Source organism: Stenotrophomonas indicatrix, from assembly GCF_002750975.1.
Lineage (GTDB): Bacteria > Pseudomonadota > Gammaproteobacteria > Xanthomonadales > Xanthomonadaceae > Stenotrophomonas > Stenotrophomonas indicatrix.
The window spans coordinates 1,544,056-1,558,919 of record NZ_PEJS01000001.1 but is presented as its reverse complement, the minus strand read 5'-3'; the positions used below and the strand labels follow the sequence as shown (position 1 = coordinate 1,558,919).

Annotated in this window: 13 protein-coding genes; 3 read left to right on the top strand and 10 right to left on the bottom strand. The window is 66.5% G+C overall.

What is annotated here, in order from left to right; translation table 11 throughout:
- Window position 1: 1 nt before the first annotated feature.
- The 6 genes from CR918_RS07315 to CR918_RS07290 all read right to left on the bottom strand — a co-directional run bounded on the left by CR918_RS07315 (window position 2) and on the right by CR918_RS07290 (window position 7,122).
- A complete protein-coding gene (locus CR918_RS07315; RefSeq protein ID WP_088100658.1) occupies window positions 2-1,345 on the bottom strand; it encodes an LLM class flavin-dependent oxidoreductase in 1,344 nt (447 codons plus the stop codon).
- Between the two features lie 16 nt (window positions 1,346-1,361).
- Window positions 1,362-2,339, bottom strand: coding sequence for an LLM class flavin-dependent oxidoreductase (locus tag CR918_RS07310; RefSeq protein ID WP_088100657.1), 978 nt, complete (start codon window positions 2,337-2,339; stop codon window positions 1,362-1,364).
- Window positions 2,340-2,353: 14 nt separating this feature from the next.
- Entirely contained in the window at window positions 2,354-2,716 is a 363-nt protein-coding gene (locus CR918_RS07305; RefSeq protein WP_088100656.1) for a DUF3088 family protein, read from the bottom strand.
- A 166-nt stretch (window positions 2,717-2,882) separates the two neighbouring features.
- On the bottom strand, window positions 2,883-3,908 hold the full coding sequence (locus tag CR918_RS07300) for an LLM class flavin-dependent oxidoreductase (RefSeq protein ID WP_207759521.1): 1,026 nt from the start codon (window positions 3,906-3,908) through the stop codon (window positions 2,883-2,885).
- A 3-nt stretch (window positions 3,909-3,911) separates the two neighbouring features.
- A complete protein-coding gene (msuE, locus tag CR918_RS07295; RefSeq protein ID WP_033830939.1) occupies window positions 3,912-4,493 on the bottom strand; it encodes an FMN reductase in 582 nt (193 codons plus the stop codon).
- Between the two features lie 52 nt (window positions 4,494-4,545).
- Entirely contained in the window at window positions 4,546-7,122 is a 2,577-nt protein-coding gene (locus CR918_RS07290) for a TonB-dependent receptor plug domain-containing protein (protein WP_099842354.1), read from the bottom strand.
- A 315-nt stretch (window positions 7,123-7,437) separates the two neighbouring features.
- Here CR918_RS07290 and ftrA point away from each other — a divergent pair, with 315 nt between their 5' ends.
- Complete coding sequence (gene ftrA / locus CR918_RS07285; protein ID WP_099842353.1) at window positions 7,438-8,439, top strand: transcriptional regulator FtrA; 1,002 nt, start codon at window positions 7,438-7,440, stop codon at window positions 8,437-8,439.
- Between the two features lie 75 nt (window positions 8,440-8,514).
- On the top strand, window positions 8,515-9,756 hold the full coding sequence (locus tag CR918_RS07280) for a hypothetical protein (protein WP_099842352.1): 1,242 nt from the start codon (window positions 8,515-8,517) through the stop codon (window positions 9,754-9,756).
- A gap of 24 nt (window positions 9,757-9,780) precedes the next feature.
- Here the strand turns inward: CR918_RS07280 and CR918_RS07275 are convergent, their stop codons facing one another.
- From CR918_RS07275 to CR918_RS07265, 3 genes are all read right to left on the bottom strand, one after another.
- Window positions 9,781-10,281 (bottom strand): hypothetical protein, encoded by a 501-nt coding sequence (locus CR918_RS07275; protein WP_099842351.1) that lies wholly within the window; start codon window positions 10,279-10,281, stop codon window positions 9,781-9,783.
- A gap of 90 nt (window positions 10,282-10,371) precedes the next feature.
- Window positions 10,372-10,959: a TetR/AcrR family transcriptional regulator gene (locus CR918_RS07270; protein ID WP_099842350.1), complete on the bottom strand. Its 588-nt coding sequence runs from the start codon at window positions 10,957-10,959 to the stop codon at window positions 10,372-10,374.
- Window positions 10,960-11,086: 127 nt separating this feature from the next.
- The gene (locus tag CR918_RS07265) at window positions 11,087-12,040 is read right to left on the bottom strand and encodes an AraC family transcriptional regulator (RefSeq protein WP_207759520.1); all 954 of its coding nucleotides are present in this window, start codon (window positions 12,038-12,040) and stop codon (window positions 11,087-11,089) included.
- Between the two features lie 101 nt (window positions 12,041-12,141).
- Here CR918_RS07265 and CR918_RS07260 point away from each other — a divergent pair, with 101 nt between their 5' ends.
- Entirely contained in the window at window positions 12,142-12,987 is an 846-nt protein-coding gene (locus CR918_RS07260) for an oxidoreductase (RefSeq protein WP_099842349.1), read from the top strand.
- 84 nt (window positions 12,988-13,071) lie between these two features.
- On the opposite strand, the gene CR918_RS07255 is transcribed toward CR918_RS07260, so the two are convergent.
- Window positions 13,072-14,841, bottom strand: a complete 1,770-nt coding sequence (locus CR918_RS07255) for an oleate hydratase (protein WP_099842348.1) — start codon at window positions 14,839-14,841, stop codon at window positions 13,072-13,074.
- Window positions 14,842-14,864: the final 23 nt, after the last annotated feature.

Below are 14,864 nucleotides of genomic sequence, written 5' to 3'. Positions count from 1 at the left end.
CCTACCCCGCCTTCCGCGCCGGTTCAGCATCGCTTGCATGGCGGCTGGCCTTGTACGGCAGGCCCAGGTGGTCGCGCAGGGTCTGTCCTTCCAGCGCACTGCGGTGGTAACCGCGTGCTTCCAGCAGGGGCAGCACCAGCGTTGCGAAATCATCCAGGCCTTCGCGCTGCGCGGCGAAGCCGAGGATGAAGCCATCGCTGGCGCCGGCGTCGAACCAGCGGATCAGTTCGTCGGCCACATGTTCCGGCGTGCCGATGAAGTTCGGCCGCGGGCTCACCGCCTGCAGTGCCACCTGGCGCAGGCTCAGGCCCTGCTCGCGTGCGTCCTGCTTGATGCGGTCGGTGGTGGAGCGGAAGGAATTGGCGCCGATGTCACCCAGCTCCGGGAACGGTGCATCCGGGTCGTACTGGCTGAAATCATGGTGGTCGAAGAAGCGGCCGAGATACGCCAGGGCATCGTCCAGCCCGGCCAGCGCGGCAATCGCCTGGTACTTGGCCTCGGCGTCTTCCGCCGTACGGCCAACGATCGGGCCGATGCCCGGGAAGATCTTGACGTCACCGGCGCTGCGGCCATGGGCGATCGCCGAGTTCTTCACCTTCTGGGTGAACGTACGGGTCTCCTCCAGCGACGGCGCGTGGGTGAACACCGCATCGGCGTACTTGCCAGCCAACGCAATGCCATCGTCGGACGAACCGGCCTGGAAGATCACCGGCTGGCCCTGCGGCGAGCGCTGGATGTTGAGTGGGCCTTCCACCTGGAAGAAGCGGCCCTTGTGATCCAGCCGGCGGAACTTCTCCGGTGCGAAGAACGTGCCGCTGTCGCGGTCACGCACGAACGCATCGTCATCCCACGAATCCCACAGGCCCTGCACCACTTCCAGGTACTCATCGGCAATCTGGTAACGCAGCGCGTGTTCTGGATGCGGACGCCCGTAGTTTCGTCCCGAGCCTTCCAGCGGCGAGGTCACCACGTTCCACCCTGCACGGCCACCGCTGAGCAGATCCAGCGAGGCGAACTGGCGCGCCACGGTGAACGGATCGCTGTACGAGGTGGAGAGCGTGCCGGCCAGGCCGATCTTCTTCGTCGCCGTCGCCAGCGCCGACAACAGCGAGATCGGCTCGAAGCGGTTGAGGAAATGCGGGATCGACTTCTCGTTGATGTACAGCCCGTCGGCAACGAAGCCGAAGGCAATGCCGTTGTCCTCGGCGGTACGCGCGATGTCGATGTAGTAGCCCAGGTTGACGCTGGCATCGGGCACGTTGGACGGGTGCTTCCACGCATGCATGTGGCTGCCGGGGCCCTGCAGCATGATGCCGAAGGGGATGGGACGCGGGGTCGTGCTCATGGGGTGGCTCCAGCAGTCAGGCCACCGCCGCGCGGGGCGCGGGCGACAGCAGTTCAAGGGACGTCAGGCGTGCGTCGAGGTCGGCCACCGGCGCGTCGAGGATGAATTCACCGACGCCGAAGCGGCGGTGCAGCGCATCCAGCTCGCTGCGTACATGCTGTGCATCGCCAGAGAGCACGCTGGGGCGTGTTTCTTCGATGCGGAAATCAGCAACCCCTACCTGCCGTGCGTACTCGGCAGCGGCCTCGGGGCTGGGCAGGTTCACCGTCTGCCCTGGGCCCAGGTGCAGCTTGTAGACCCGCAACGCGCCAACGTGGCGGGCGGCGGCCTCGCTGGTGGGCGCGGCGAAGGCCACCGTTGCCAGCAACGGGGCGTGCGCGGACACCGCCCGATAGGCCTCGAAGGCGGCCTCGATGTGCTTCGGGTCGCCATCGAAGTGCGCGGCGTAGACGAAGCGCCAGCCAAGCTCTGCGGCCTGCCGCGCACTCTGTGGACTCGCGCCCAGCAGGAAGCGCTCCGGTGGCGTCTGCGGAATCGGCCGCGCCTGCGCGTCTGCCTGCGCATCCGACAGATAGCCTTCCAGGTCGCGCAACTGCTGGTCGAAATCGGCGAACGCCGGGCGACCGGCGGCCAGTGCGGCAGTCGATGCCGGCAGACCACCCGGCGCCTTGCCCACGCCCAGATCCACGCGTCCGGGCGCAAGGGCGGCCAGCAGATTGAAATTCTCGGCCACCTTGTAGGGGGCGTAGTGGCGCAGCATCACCCCGCCACTGCCGATGCGGATGCGCCGGGTCTGCGCCAGCACCCACGCCGCCAGCACTTCCGGTGCCGGGCTGGCCAGCGTCGGCGCGGCATGGTGTTCGGCAAACCAGTAGCGGTGGTAACCCAACTGCTCGGCGCGCTGCGCCAGTTGCAGGCTGTTGCGCAGCGCTTGTTCGGGCGTGCTGCCGTCGGCCACCGGGCTCTTGTCCAACACGCTGGTGAGGTAGCTCATCGTCACGTCCTCGCTCAGGGATGGGCCACGGGAATGCCAAGCAGGCCATTCAGTGCCGCCAGGATCGGCTCAGCACCGGAGATGTACTGGCGCTGCTGGTACTCACCACTGGCGTGCTCATTGACCACGCCCTGCGGCAGCACCAGCTTCGGCAGCGACTGGTCCTGCTCGCCGATCTCGGCGATCACCTCGCGGCGCGGCCGGCTGAAGCCGATGCGGCGCACATCCAGCTGTGCGTCCAGGCCATCGATGCTCGACAGCGCACCTTCCAGCAGCAGACTGTGCCGGCAGAAGAAGCGTTGTCCGGGCAACTGGCCGTCCTCGAACTCGCGGTCCAGCAGGAACAGGATGGGTTTGTGGTTTGCGTCTACAGCCACGGAATCGTCCTCGTAGGGGTCGGCAATGCACTGCCGCTTCGATATCGATGCTAGAGAAGGACCGCCGGCTGCCAGCGCCGGAACTCGACAATCCACGGTCGGATCCGGCCATGCAGATGCAGGTTGGCAATAAGCAGACTGCCGGCCGTTATGGGCGCGGGCGGCATCACGCCGCTTGCGCAGGTGCGCGCCAGCCCAGCGCCGGCGCGATGTCCTCGATCACCGTGGTGAGGATGCGCCGGTAGTCCTGCTCGGGCAGTTCATAAGGCAGTTCCACCCGCAGCTCGTCCACCTGCTGCAGCAGCGGATCGGCCTGCAACCGCGCGATGATCTGCGCCGTACTACCGACCACGTCGGGTGCGAACATCGTGCGTCGCGGCCCTTGCGGGGCCAGGGTGCGCGCATGCCGCTGGGCACTGAAGGCCTCGATCCGCTGCCGCGTGGCCGCATCCACACCCTCGGTGGGCACCAGCACCCGCCCCACCGCCACGCGGCGTGCGCTGCCCACCGGCAATGCCGCACGATAGGCCTGCAGGTGCTGCAACTGCGCGACAAAGAAGTCATCACTCAGCTCGGCACGGTTGACGTTGCCCAGCAGCAGATGCAGCCCCTGCTCACCCGCCGAACGCGCCGACTGCAGGGAGCCAGCGCCATACCAGACCCGGTCCACCAACCCCGGCGCATGTGGCTGCAGACGCGGGCGATAGCGCGTGGCGGCGTTGCCGACTTCGGCATCGGCGGCGCCCAACGGTTCACCACGCAGCGCTTCCAGCAACCGCGCCACCCGGCCATGGGAAAAGTCGATGCGCGCAGGGTCGCTGTCGTACAGCAAAGGCCCTACCAGCTCCCCGTGCGGCGGCGCGCCAGTACTGACGCCTACCTGCAGCCGGCCACCTGCCAGCGCATCCAGCAATGACAGATCCTCAGCCAGGCGGAAAGGTGTTTCGTAGCCCAGCTGGATCACCGCACTGCCCAGCTCAATGCGCGTGGTGTGCTGGCTGGCCGCCGCCAGGAACACCGCTGCCGAGCTGATGCCTGGCTCCAGGTGGCGGTGGCGCACCCATGCGCCGTCATAGCCCAGCTGTTCGGCAAACGCGATCAACGCCAACGTCGCGTCCAGGCCTGCGCGCGGTTGTTCCGGCAGATAGCTTCCCGGCGTGAGGAACGCCAGGTGCCGCAGCTGCACCGCCACGTCCTAGGCGATCCTGCGCAGCGGCGCAGGCAGCGCCGCCGCCAGTGGTGCCACGTGTCCCGCCGCACGCTCGGCCGCCAGTTGGATGCGTGCCTGCAGTGCAGCGCTGTTGATCCGGTCGCCGTCGAAGTCGGCCGGCGTGGCATACACCCCGATCGGCAACGTATGCGCCTGCAGGAAGCTGAAGAGTGGACGCAGCTGATGGTCGATCACCAGCGCGTGGCGCTCACTGCCACCAGTAGCCGCCAGCAGCACTGGCGTATCCACCAGAGCGTCCAGCCCGATGAAGTCGATCAGGTGCTTGAACAGGCCCGGATAGGACCCGCGATACACCGGCGCGGCCGCCACCAGCAGCTGTGCAGATTCAATCGTGGCCAGCGCGCGCTCCACCTGCGGCTCCACTTCACTACGCTGCAGCGCCTGCCCCAGCGAGCGCGCGATCGGCGCCAGCTCGACCAGCTCCACGCTGATGTTGACCCGCTCGCGCAGTTCTTCCAGCAGATGCCGCACCAGCAGCAACGTGCGCGAGTTGGCCGACGCCGTCGGCGAACCAATCAACGCAACCACATTCAATGCAGAAGACATGACCCCCTCCTCGGTAGCGCCGGGCCATGCCCGGCGACGTTTCACATGAACCTCAGAACCGGTAATTGACACGCCCGTACCAGAACGTCCCGACGTTGCTCAGCACATCACCGCTGTCCCAGGTGGTCTCGATGCTGGCCACATCGGTGGCGCTGCGTGCGTACGCAGGCACCTTGCGGGTGCGCTTGTCGAACACGTTGTTGATGCCCAGCGCCGCACTCCAACCGGCACCCAGCTCTACGCCACCGGACAGGTTGGTCACCAGCACCGGCGGCTGCTTGTACTCCACGCCGTTGTTCAGGCGCTTGATCGGGCCGTAGTAGGTGAAGTCCACGTTCGAACGCCAGCGCCCGTTCTGCCAACCCAGCCCCGCCACCTGCGTGTACGACGGCGTGCGGAAGCGCAGCGCGTACTCGCTCGACTTGGTCAACAGGTTGATGTTCGGCAGCCCCTGCAGCGCCTGCGGAATCGCGCTCACTTTCTGGATGGTGGTGCGGCCCACGTTGGCCGCGTAGCTCCAGCGCAGCTTGCCCCACTGCGTTTCCTGGTTCGCCTCCAGGGTCAGCTCCACGCCGCGCGTGCGGGTGTCGCCCACGTTGGTGAAGTAGCTGGCGTAGAACGCATCACCGGGCAGGATGCTGATGCCGGCCGTGCCCAGCAGCGCGTCGATGGTGTTCTTCTGCGCGGCGGTCAGCACGGTGCCACTGTTGTCGGTCACCCGCGCCGGGTCCTGCGCGTTGTAGCCGATCTGGCTGGACTGGCCCAGCTGGCCACGGATGTCGATCTGGTACGCATCCACCGCCAGATGGAAGGCCGGGCTCGGGTCCCAGGTCACGCCGAGGCTGTAGTTGGTGGCCTTCTCCGGCTTCAGTGGCGTAGCGCCCAGCGCCACTGCTGCCGGCGAAGCGACCTGCGCCACCAGCGTGGTACCGCACGGGCAGCTGCCGGTGGCCTGGTAGAACTGCGCGCCCAGGCTCGGCGCGTGGAAGCCATTGCTGACCGTGGCACGTACGCCCAGCGCATCGGTGAAGTCGAAGCGCGTGGTCAACCGACCGGTCGACACCGTGCCGAAGTCCGAGTGGTCTTCCCAGCGCGCGGCGGCGTCCAGGTACCAGCGCGACGTGATGTTGGTCGCTGCACCGGCGTACACCGCCTTGCTGTTGCGGGTGGCCTTCACCGCATCGGCGGTCGAATAGCCCACGAAGGCAGCCGCACCAAAACCGGTGTACGACTCCCACTGCCCTGCCCCGCGTTCGTATTGTTCGTGCTGGTACTCGGCACCGGCACTCACTTCCAGTGGCGATGCGAAGGCCGCCACCTCGACGCCGCGACGCAGATCAAGGTTGGCGATGCCCTGCTGGTAATCCAGCTTGCCGTCATAGAAGTCGGTCGGCGAGCCGGGGTACGGCAGCGAGTAGTTCACCGAATTGCGGGTGTAGGTGCGCACCGTGTCGCGGTTGCCGGTCAGGCTGAAGTCGTAGTCCCACCCCGCAACCTGGCCCTTCACCCCAGCCGTGCCGGTGTACTGCTTCTCCTTGGTTTCCAGCACCGGCAGGAAGCCATCGGGAAACACGCTCAGCACGCCCGGCGCCTTGTAGGTGGTGAAGATCGTTGCCGGCAGGCGGAAGTTCTGGATCGCCTGCGCGGTGCGTTCGCTGGCGGTCGCATTGGCGTAGAACTGGGCGTTCTCGCCCAGGCCATGGCCCACGTTCACCGCGAAGGCCTTCAGCGCATACGACGGCGAGCTGAGGATGATGTTGGCCTCGGCATCGCGCCCGGCCTCGGCCGGGTTCGGCGTCGCTCCAGCCGGCAAGCGGTTGTTTGGACGCAGCGCCACCAGGTTGCCGTTGCCATCCACGGCGGGATAACTCAGGTAGCCGTCGATGTAGCGCCGCGTGCGGATCGCATGGTGCTGGCGTGTGCTCTCGCCGGACAGGTTGATGAAGCCATCCTCGCCCCACGGCAGGCCGATGTTGGCGCGCACGCTGGTGCGGCTGCCGTCGCCATCGATGCTCTGCCCGCTCTCCACCGAGACATCGCCACCGTGTGCCTGAGATTTCAGGATCACGTTGATCACTCCGGTGATCGCGTCCGAACCGTAGATGGCCGAAGCACCATCACGCAGCACCTCCACATGGTCGATGGCCGACACCGGAATCAGCGCCAGATCGGCCCAGGCATGGCCGGGGTAGCCGCCACCGTTGGCGCCACTGACATACGCGCTGGCGTTGCGGCGCTTGCCGTTCACCAGCACCAGCGTGTAACCCGGCGACAGGTTGCGCAGCTGGTAACCGCGGATCAGGCTTTCCTGGTCGCTCTGGTAACCGCCGATCTGGCTCAGCGATGGCAGGCTGCGCTGCAGCGCTTCCAGCAGGTTGGCCTGGCCGGTCGCGGCCAGGTCCTCGGCGGAAATCACGTCGATCGGTGTCGAGCTGTTCTTCACCGTGCGCGTGCTGGTGCGTGAACCGGTCACCACCACCGCATCCAGCGTGGACGCGGCAAGGTTCGCAGAAGTGGCAGTGGTCGCCGACGGTGCATCGGCCTCAGCCGCATACGCCGGGGCAGCGGCAAGAGTTGCGGCAATCAGCAGGGAGAGCGTGGACAGCGCAGGAATGTGGGCAGCAGGCATGGGGGCTCGTGGGGGTGGGCCGGAGACACGCCTCCATTCAAGAGCCCACGCCCAACACGCGACAGAGGATATCGCGTCATGTGACCGTCACATCGCGCCAGCCACATGACTGCTGGTAATGACCTTACGCAGCCTGCACACACCGGGTCGGATCCCTTTCCAAAGGAAAGGGCTCTGCCCCCATACACGCGAATCCGCAGGGTCAGTGCCCTTCCTGCGGAAAGGATCTGACCCCGGACTCCATATACCGTGCGGGCATCACCTCATGCCCGCGCGCCACTCAGCGGCACGTGCCTGCGTCGGTAGCATCAAGCCATGCCCACCCTGCCTGCCGATCCGACCGCGCCCACCGTCGCCATCGTGGCCTGCCACGGCCAGGGCCTGTTCGAATTCGGCTGCGCGGTCGGCCTGTTCGCGCCCATCCGCCCTGAACTGGGCGTGGCCTGGTACCGCACCCAGCTCTGCGCTGGCGAACCCGGTGCACTGCGCATGCTCGGCAGCGCGCAGGTGCAACTGCCCTACGATCTGAGCGCTGTCGACGACGCCGACATCATCGTCATTCCCGGCTGGCGCGAACCCAGCGAGCGCCCGCCGCAGGCGTTGCTTGATGCCCTCACCCGCGCCCACGCGCGCGGCGCACGCATCACGTCCATCTGCTCCGGTGCATTCGTGCTCGCCTGGGCTGGATTGCTCGATGGTCGCCAAGCCACCACCCACTGGCGCCTCACCGAAACGCTGGCGCGCGAATTTCCGCGCATCCACGTGCGCGACGATGTGCTGTACGTGGACGCCGGCAGCATCATCACCTCGGCCGGCTCGGCCACCGGCATAGACATGATGCTGCACATGGTGCGCAAGGATTACGGCGCGCGCGTGGCCAATCTGGTGGCCGAACGGCTGGTGCTGGCACCTTGGCGTGATGCCGAACGCAGCCAGCGGGTCAGCCGCGCGATTCCGCTGGGCGAGCCCACGCGGCTGGCGAAACTGATGGAGTGGATGCGCCGCAACCTGCGCGAGCCGCATTCGCTGGGCAGCCTGGCCGAACAGGCCGCACTCAGCCAGCGCACCCTGCAGCGGCAGTTCCTGGAAGCCACCGGCCTGTCGCCCATCGATTGGCTCATCCGCGAACGCGTGGCCTACGCACGCGAACTGCTGGAAACCACCGACCGCCCGCTGCAGTGGGTGGCCGAACAGGCCGGGTTCGGATCGCAGGAATCGTTCCGCCGGCACTTCCGCGGCATGGTCGATGCCAGCCCCATCGAATACCGCAACCAGCACCGCAGTGGCCTCAGCGCCGACCGGCTGGTGGGTTGCTGACAGCACCTCCGTCTTTCCACGCAGCCACCCAACCGGCAAGATGCAGGCACGCCCCGGCCTGCCGATGGAACGGTGATGACTGCTACCCCGTACAGGAACTACCGCTTCGGTATCGGCGTCTCGCTGGTCCTGGCCAGCCTGCTCGCCGCGCTTGGCCTGATCGCGGTCTGCACCCCGAATCTCGGCTGGGGCGTGGTGGCGTTGATCACCCTCGCGCTGTGGATCGGGGTGCCGCTGCTGGTGCTGCTCCTGCTGGCCTGGGGCCGCTACATGGTGCGCGAGCGCGGGCACGTGCCGGGCCGGGTGCATGCCCTGATGTTCGTGCCCACTGTCCTCGCCCTGCTCATCTATCCGCTGGGTGATTCGCTGCGCGGGGACCTGGATACCGCCACGGGTGGCTCGCGTGCGGCCATCGCAGAAACGCACATCAACCTCAGTGGCCATGCACTGTGGCTGGACACCTCACCCTATGCCTCCACCTACTCCGGCGCGGGACCGGACCTGCCCATGCAAGGCGACACCCCCCAGCGCTTCGTTGCCTTCCACCGCTATCCGAACGCGCAGTCCGATGCAGACAACGCCTTCCCCTACGACAACGCACGGCTGAAGCCCGGGATCGAGCGCTACCGCTATGGCGCGCCTTCCGAAGGCACTGCAAGCACCCTGCCCCTGCGTCGCCAGTCCTATCCGGATACCACAGCCCTCACCCGCGTGTGGGGCACATCGGGCGGGCCAGGCATCGTGCACCTCTACTACCACTATGCAGACCACGTCGAGGTTGCCCCCGCGCTGGCGCGTCTGGCCGGCGCTACCGAATACGAACTCGAGCGCAGCCGCGTGGAAGGGCTGGTGCAGTTCAAGACGCACAACTACGGCGCCGCGCCGATCGTGCGCCTGGAAATCAATGGCGCGACGCTGGACATCGGCGACGACGCCATCGCGCCCATTCCTGCGCCCCCCGCGGCGTGCACGGCGTCCAACCACACCACCGGCGTCGCGCTGCTGAATCTCGACCAGCCGTTGCAGGTTCGCTGGCAGACTGCCGCCGCACCGCAGGTATGGCATCGCGCACGCGTGCAGGTCCCTGCATTCCGCCAGCCACAGCCACTGGATGGCCAATCCACCCTGCAGCGCGTGCTGCTCTATGTTCTGCCCGACGGCACGATGGCAGCAGAGCGTTACGTGGAAGTGCTCGCGGGCAATTCCCGGCGTGGCATCAAGGCCACCGGCCTGCCTGCCAATGCGGCGGCACACGCGACGTGTGGCAGCGCCTACGCCACTTACGGCGAAGACGCACCAGCGCCGCTGGCGGACTGATCATCCGGACTGTCCCTTGCAGCGTCAGACGCGTGCGCGTGCGTTGCCCGCATGTATCCGCCAGCACTGCGCCACGAATCCAACCGCAAACACCACCGCGCACCCCAGCAACGTCTGCAGGATCACCGGCGCCAACGGTGCAGCCGCAATCGGGTGCGCCACCGGCAAGCGTGTCAGCGTTTCATTCACGCCTGGCACCAGCGACAGCAGGAAGCTGAAAGACAGCGCGAACGTGGACAGATAGGGCGCCAATCGCCCAAGGAACCGCAACCGAGCCGCCAACACCCCACCGAACGCAATCAGCAGAATCACCACACCAAACGCGTGGCCAGGATTGAGGCCCCCGGTGCTGGAGACGGTGAACGAGGTCACCACCGACAGCACCAACCCCAGCAGATAGAGCTTGCCGGCGCGTGTAGCCGGATCGATGCCGCGATGGCGGATGAAACCGAACAGGCCGGCAGCGATGGGAACCAGGCTGATCGCGGTGTGCACGATGCCCAAGGAAGAAAGCGGATGACTCATGGCGACCTCTGCTGGAGTTTTTAACCTACTAGTTGGTAGGCTTCATGGACAAAAAGAAGGCCCGCTCCACGCAGGCCTTCGTCGAAACATTCAGACCGCCGGCACCAGCCGGGCAATCGACAACCGTGCGAGCGCCGCGAACGTCGCCGCATCACCAAACCCACGCGCGGCCAGCATCGCGCCGTGCACCGAGGCCATGAACGCCTTGGCCTCATCGGCAGGCGTGCCCTGCAGCCTCAGCTGCCCCTGCGCCGCACCCTTTTCCAGCGTGATCGTCAGCCAGCCGCTCAGATCCTCGAAATGCCCGCGCACTTCATCGGCAATCTCGTCGGGGATAATCGGCGCTTCGGCCGCCAGCATCGCGCAGATGCAGAACGACGAGGTGCCACCGGCAATGCAGCTGGACCAGTAATCCACGTAGGCGTTGAGCGCCAACAACGGATCGCCCAGCTGCCGGTCCAGCAGCGCCAGGCCTTCCCGTGCCTCCGCCCGGTACAGCTCCACCACCGTCCGCACCAGATCCGCCTTGCTGGGGAAATGGTGGTGGATGCTGGCCTTGCTGATGTTCACCCGCGCAGACACGTCGGCATAGCTGAAACCGTTGTAGCCACCGGCTTCCAGCAGCGAACGGGCGTGGGCCAGGATTTCGTGGGCCTTGGGGGAGAGTGACTCTTTCATGGATGCAAACCTACTAGTAGGTAGGCACCTTGTCAACCACCCTCCGCTGCGCTCGCCGGGCATGGCCCGGCGCTACCTGACACGGGCTTCCCTGGTAGCGCCGGGCCATGCCCGGCGAGCGCAGCGGTCAGTGCGAAGACACATACAGCGCATCGGCCGGCGCCGGCGGCAGCGCAAAACTTCGCCGCATGCGCGCCACCTCGGCCGCCGGCGGCAACCCGAACAAGCGCTTGAATTCCCGATTGAACTGCGACGGGCTGGCGTACCCCACCGCCAACGACGCCGCCTCGGCCGTCATGCCCTGCCGCAGCATCAACAGCCGCGCCTGGTGCAGCCGCGTGGACTTCACATACTGCATCGGCGAAGTACCGGTAATGCTGCGGAAGTGATCATGGAACGTGGCCACGCTCATCTCCGCCTGCGCTGCCAGCGCATCCACATCCAGCGCCGTCGAGTAGGCCGCGTGGATATGCCGCAGCACCTTGCCGATGCGGCCGAAGCGCCCGCGCATCGCCAGCGCCTCGCGCAGCGCCCCACCCTGTGCGCCGCTCAGCACCCGGAAATACAGCTCGCGCACCAGCGAGGGCCCCAGCATGTCGGCCTCCAATGGATCGGCCAGCGCTTCCAGCAATCGCAGCACCGTGGCCTGCATCGCAGGCTGCATCGGGCTGGACATCATGCTTCTTGCCGGCGCTTCGGTGCTGGCAGTGCGCTCGCCCAGTTCTATCAGCAGATCTGCGGCCAGCTGCAGATCCAGATGCAGGTAGATCGCCAGCAGCGGCGCCTCGGCCGTGGCCTCGGTTTCCATGGTGAAGGGCACCGGCACCGACACCGCCAGGTAGTGCTGCGCGTCGTACTGGTAGACCTTCCCGCCCAGATAGCCACGCTTCACGCCCTGGCAGACGATCACGATGCCCGGGTCGTACAGCACCGGCGTGCGCGCCAGTGGCCGGTTGGAGCGCAGCAGCCGCACCCCGGGCACTGCCGTCAGTGTGTAGCCCTCGTCCACGGCCAGCGCCTGCAGCAGGCCGACCATGCGCGCCTGCGCCGGATGTTGCAGCGGATCGTCAGCCGGCCCCATCAGGCACCCCATAGAAATAGGCAAGAACGGCCGAATCTTAGGCCTGGGCGGCCGCGCACTCAATCACTAACGTGCAACTCCCCAGCCACGAGCCCTCAGCCATGACCGAATCCCGCCTCCTCCTCATCACCGGCGTCAGCAGCGGCTTCGGCCGCGCCCTGGCCCAGCAGGCCCTGTTGGCCGGCCATCGCGTGGTCGGCACCGTGCGCAGCGAATCTGCCCGCCAGCAATTTGCGGCCCTCGCACCCGGTCGCGCCTTCGGCCGCCTGCTGGACGTCACCGACGCTGCGGCCATCGATGCACTGGTGGCCACCGTCGAAGCCGACATCGGCGCCATCGACGTGCTGGTCAACAACGCCGGCTACGGCCACGAAGGCATCCTCGAAGAATCCACGCTGGACGAATTGCGCCATCAGTTCGAAGTGAACGTGTTCGGCCCTGCCGCGCTGATCAAAGCCGTGCTGCCGCACATGCGCGCGCGCCGCCGCGGCCACATCCTCAACATCACCTCCATGGGCGGCTTCATCACCTTGCCGGGCATCGCCTGGTACTGCGGCAGCAAGTTTGCGCTGGAAGGCATCAGCGAGGTGCTGGGCAAGGAAGTGGCGCCGTTCGGCATCCACGTGACCGCGATCGCGCCGGGCTCGTTCCGCACCGATTGGGCCGGCCGTTCGATGGTGCGGGCCTCGCGCAGCATCGGCGACTACGACGCGCTGTTCGACCCGATCCGCAGCGCACGCGAGGAAAAGAGCGGCCATCAGCTGGGCGACCCGATCAAGGCCGCGCAAGCCATGCTGCAGGTGATCGACACCCCCAACCCACCCACGCATCTGCTGTTGGGCAGCGACGCCCTGCACCTGGTACGCGGCAAGCTGGCTGCCATGACAGTACGCATCGATGCCTGGGAGCGCCTCAGCCGCTCCACCGACAACGCGGCGTTGCGGTAGCGCCGGGCCATGCCCGGCAAGCGAAGCGGCCACTGCAGCGCGAGACGCCGGGCATGGCCCGGCGCCCCCCGACGCCCCGCTCGCTCAGTCGTCCTGCACCAGCCCGAACTCGCGCAGCAGCCCACCAATCTGGGTCTTGTCCAGCTTGTTCATCAGCAGGTTGCGCAGGAACACCGGCCCCGGAATGTCCAGCTCCTTGCCATCGCGCAAGCGGCCGGTCGCGGCCAGCAGCGTGCGCACGTCGTAGGTCGAATTGAACACCTCCGGCACGCCGCGCTCGATGCCCAGCAGCGTGTACACCGCTTCCATCGGCGTGCGCACCGAATACTCGGTGGTGAAGATGCAGTCGCGCTGCTTCGATTCGGCGAACTGGCCGATGAAGGCAAAGTTCACCGCGCCCTCCGGCACCACGTCCGGGCGGTCACCGGCCTGGCGCGGCATGAAGAACGCGGTGATGTACGGCATCATCACCGGCACTGTCTTCGCCCCGGTCGCCGCCAGTTCGTCGATCTCCTCCATCGGCACACCCAGGTGGTACAGCCACTCGCAAGTGATCTCCTCGCCCGTGCAGTCCTGCATCGGCTTGTTCACGTAATCGCCGGGCGTATCCACGAACAGCGAATACACCCACACCACGATCTGGTCCTTCGGCTGGTTCTTGAAGTGCGGCTGGCGGTTCACCGTCCAGCTCATCAACCAGCGCGAATCGCGCACGCTCACGATGCCGCCGGTCACCACCTTGCCGCTGAACGGATCGCGCTTGGCAATCTTCTCGATGTACGCTGGAATGCGCGCGTCCAACGTGGTTACCGTCGCCGATTCCCACTTGGTTTCCGGTATATGCGCACCGAATACATCCGGGCGCCCGAACGCCGCATCCTTGGCCGCGATCCGCCGCCACAGGTCCCACGCCGGTGCCGGGCCTTCATTCAAGCGTGCAGCGGTGCGGTGGTCGCCGTTGTCGGAATTCTCGGTCAGCGAGCCGATCGTCATGAACACCAGATCGTCCGCGCCCAGGTCCACGCCACCGGCCTGGCCGTCCCGCGTCCAGTGGATGCGCGTGGCCTGCTTGCGGCCCTCCTGCAGCGCGAAGTCCACATCGGTCACTTCAGTGCCGTACTGGAAACGCACGCCGCGCTCCTGCAGCCACTTCACCAGCGGCAGCACCAGCGATTCGTACTGGTTGTACTTGGTGAACTTCAGCGCCGAGAAATCCGGCAGCCCGCCGATATGGTGGATGAAGCGATGCAGGTACAGCTTCATCTCCAGCGCCGAGTGCCACTCCTCGAACGCGAACATCGTGCGCCAGTACAACCAGAAATTGCTGTCGAGGAAATCGCGGCCCAGTACCTCGTTGATGCGCTTGTTCTCCATCTCCTGCCGGGTGGCCAGGAACAGCGCGATGACGTCCTTCTGCGCCTGCTCGCTCAGGGTGAACAAGCCATCGGTATGCGCATCTTCGCCGCGATTGATCGTGGCACGCTGCAGCGAATAGTTCGGGTCGTCCTTGTTCAACCAGTAGAACTCGTCCAGCACACTGGCATCGTCGATTTCCAACGATGGAATCGAGCGGAACAGATCCCACAGGCACTCGAAATGGTCTTCCATCTCGCGGCCACCACGGATCACGAAACCCTTCTCCGGCACCTTCAGGCCATCCAGCGCGCCGCCGGCAATCTGCTGCTGTTCCAGGATGGTGATGCGCTCGCCGGGCATGCGCCCATCGCGCACCAGGAACGCCGCACCGGCCAGCGAAGCGAAGCCCGAGCCTACGAACCAGGCCGTCTTGTTGTCCACGCCCGCTGGCTTGCGCGGGCGCGCGAAGGCCTCGTAGTTGCCACTGCTGTAGTACATGCGCGTCTCCTTCCTGGATGGGG

Coding starts and splice junctions, on each gene's coding strand:
- CR918_RS07315 (WP_088100658.1), bottom strand. CDS start 1,345: ATGAGCACGACCCCGCGTCCCATCCCCTTCGGCATCATGCTGCAGGGC.
- CR918_RS07310 (WP_088100657.1), bottom strand. CDS start 2,339: ATGAGCTACCTCACCAGCGTGTTGGACAAGAGCCCGGTGGCCGACGGC.
- msuE (WP_033830939.1), bottom strand. CDS start 4,493: ATGTCTTCTGCATTGAATGTGGTTGCGTTGATTGGTTCGCCGACGGCG.
- CR918_RS07290 (WP_099842354.1), bottom strand. CDS start 7,122: ATGCCTGCTGCCCACATTCCTGCGCTGTCCACGCTCTCCCTGCTGATT.
- ftrA (WP_099842353.1), top strand. CDS start 7,438: ATGCCCACCCTGCCTGCCGATCCGACCGCGCCCACCGTCGCCATCGTG.
- CR918_RS07280 (WP_099842352.1), top strand. CDS start 8,515: ATGACTGCTACCCCGTACAGGAACTACCGCTTCGGTATCGGCGTCTCG.
- CR918_RS07275 (WP_099842351.1), bottom strand. CDS start 10,281: ATGAGTCATCCGCTTTCTTCCTTGGGCATCGTGCACACCGCGATCAGC.
- CR918_RS07270 (WP_099842350.1), bottom strand. CDS start 10,959: ATGAAAGAGTCACTCTCCCCCAAGGCCCACGAAATCCTGGCCCACGCC.
- CR918_RS07265 (WP_207759520.1), bottom strand. CDS start 12,040: ATGGGGCCGGCTGACGATCCGCTGCAACATCCGGCGCAGGCGCGCATG.
- CR918_RS07260 (WP_099842349.1), top strand. CDS start 12,142: ATGACCGAATCCCGCCTCCTCCTCATCACCGGCGTCAGCAGCGGCTTC.
- CR918_RS07255 (WP_099842348.1), bottom strand. CDS start 14,841: ATGTACTACAGCAGTGGCAACTACGAGGCCTTCGCGCGCCCGCGCAAG.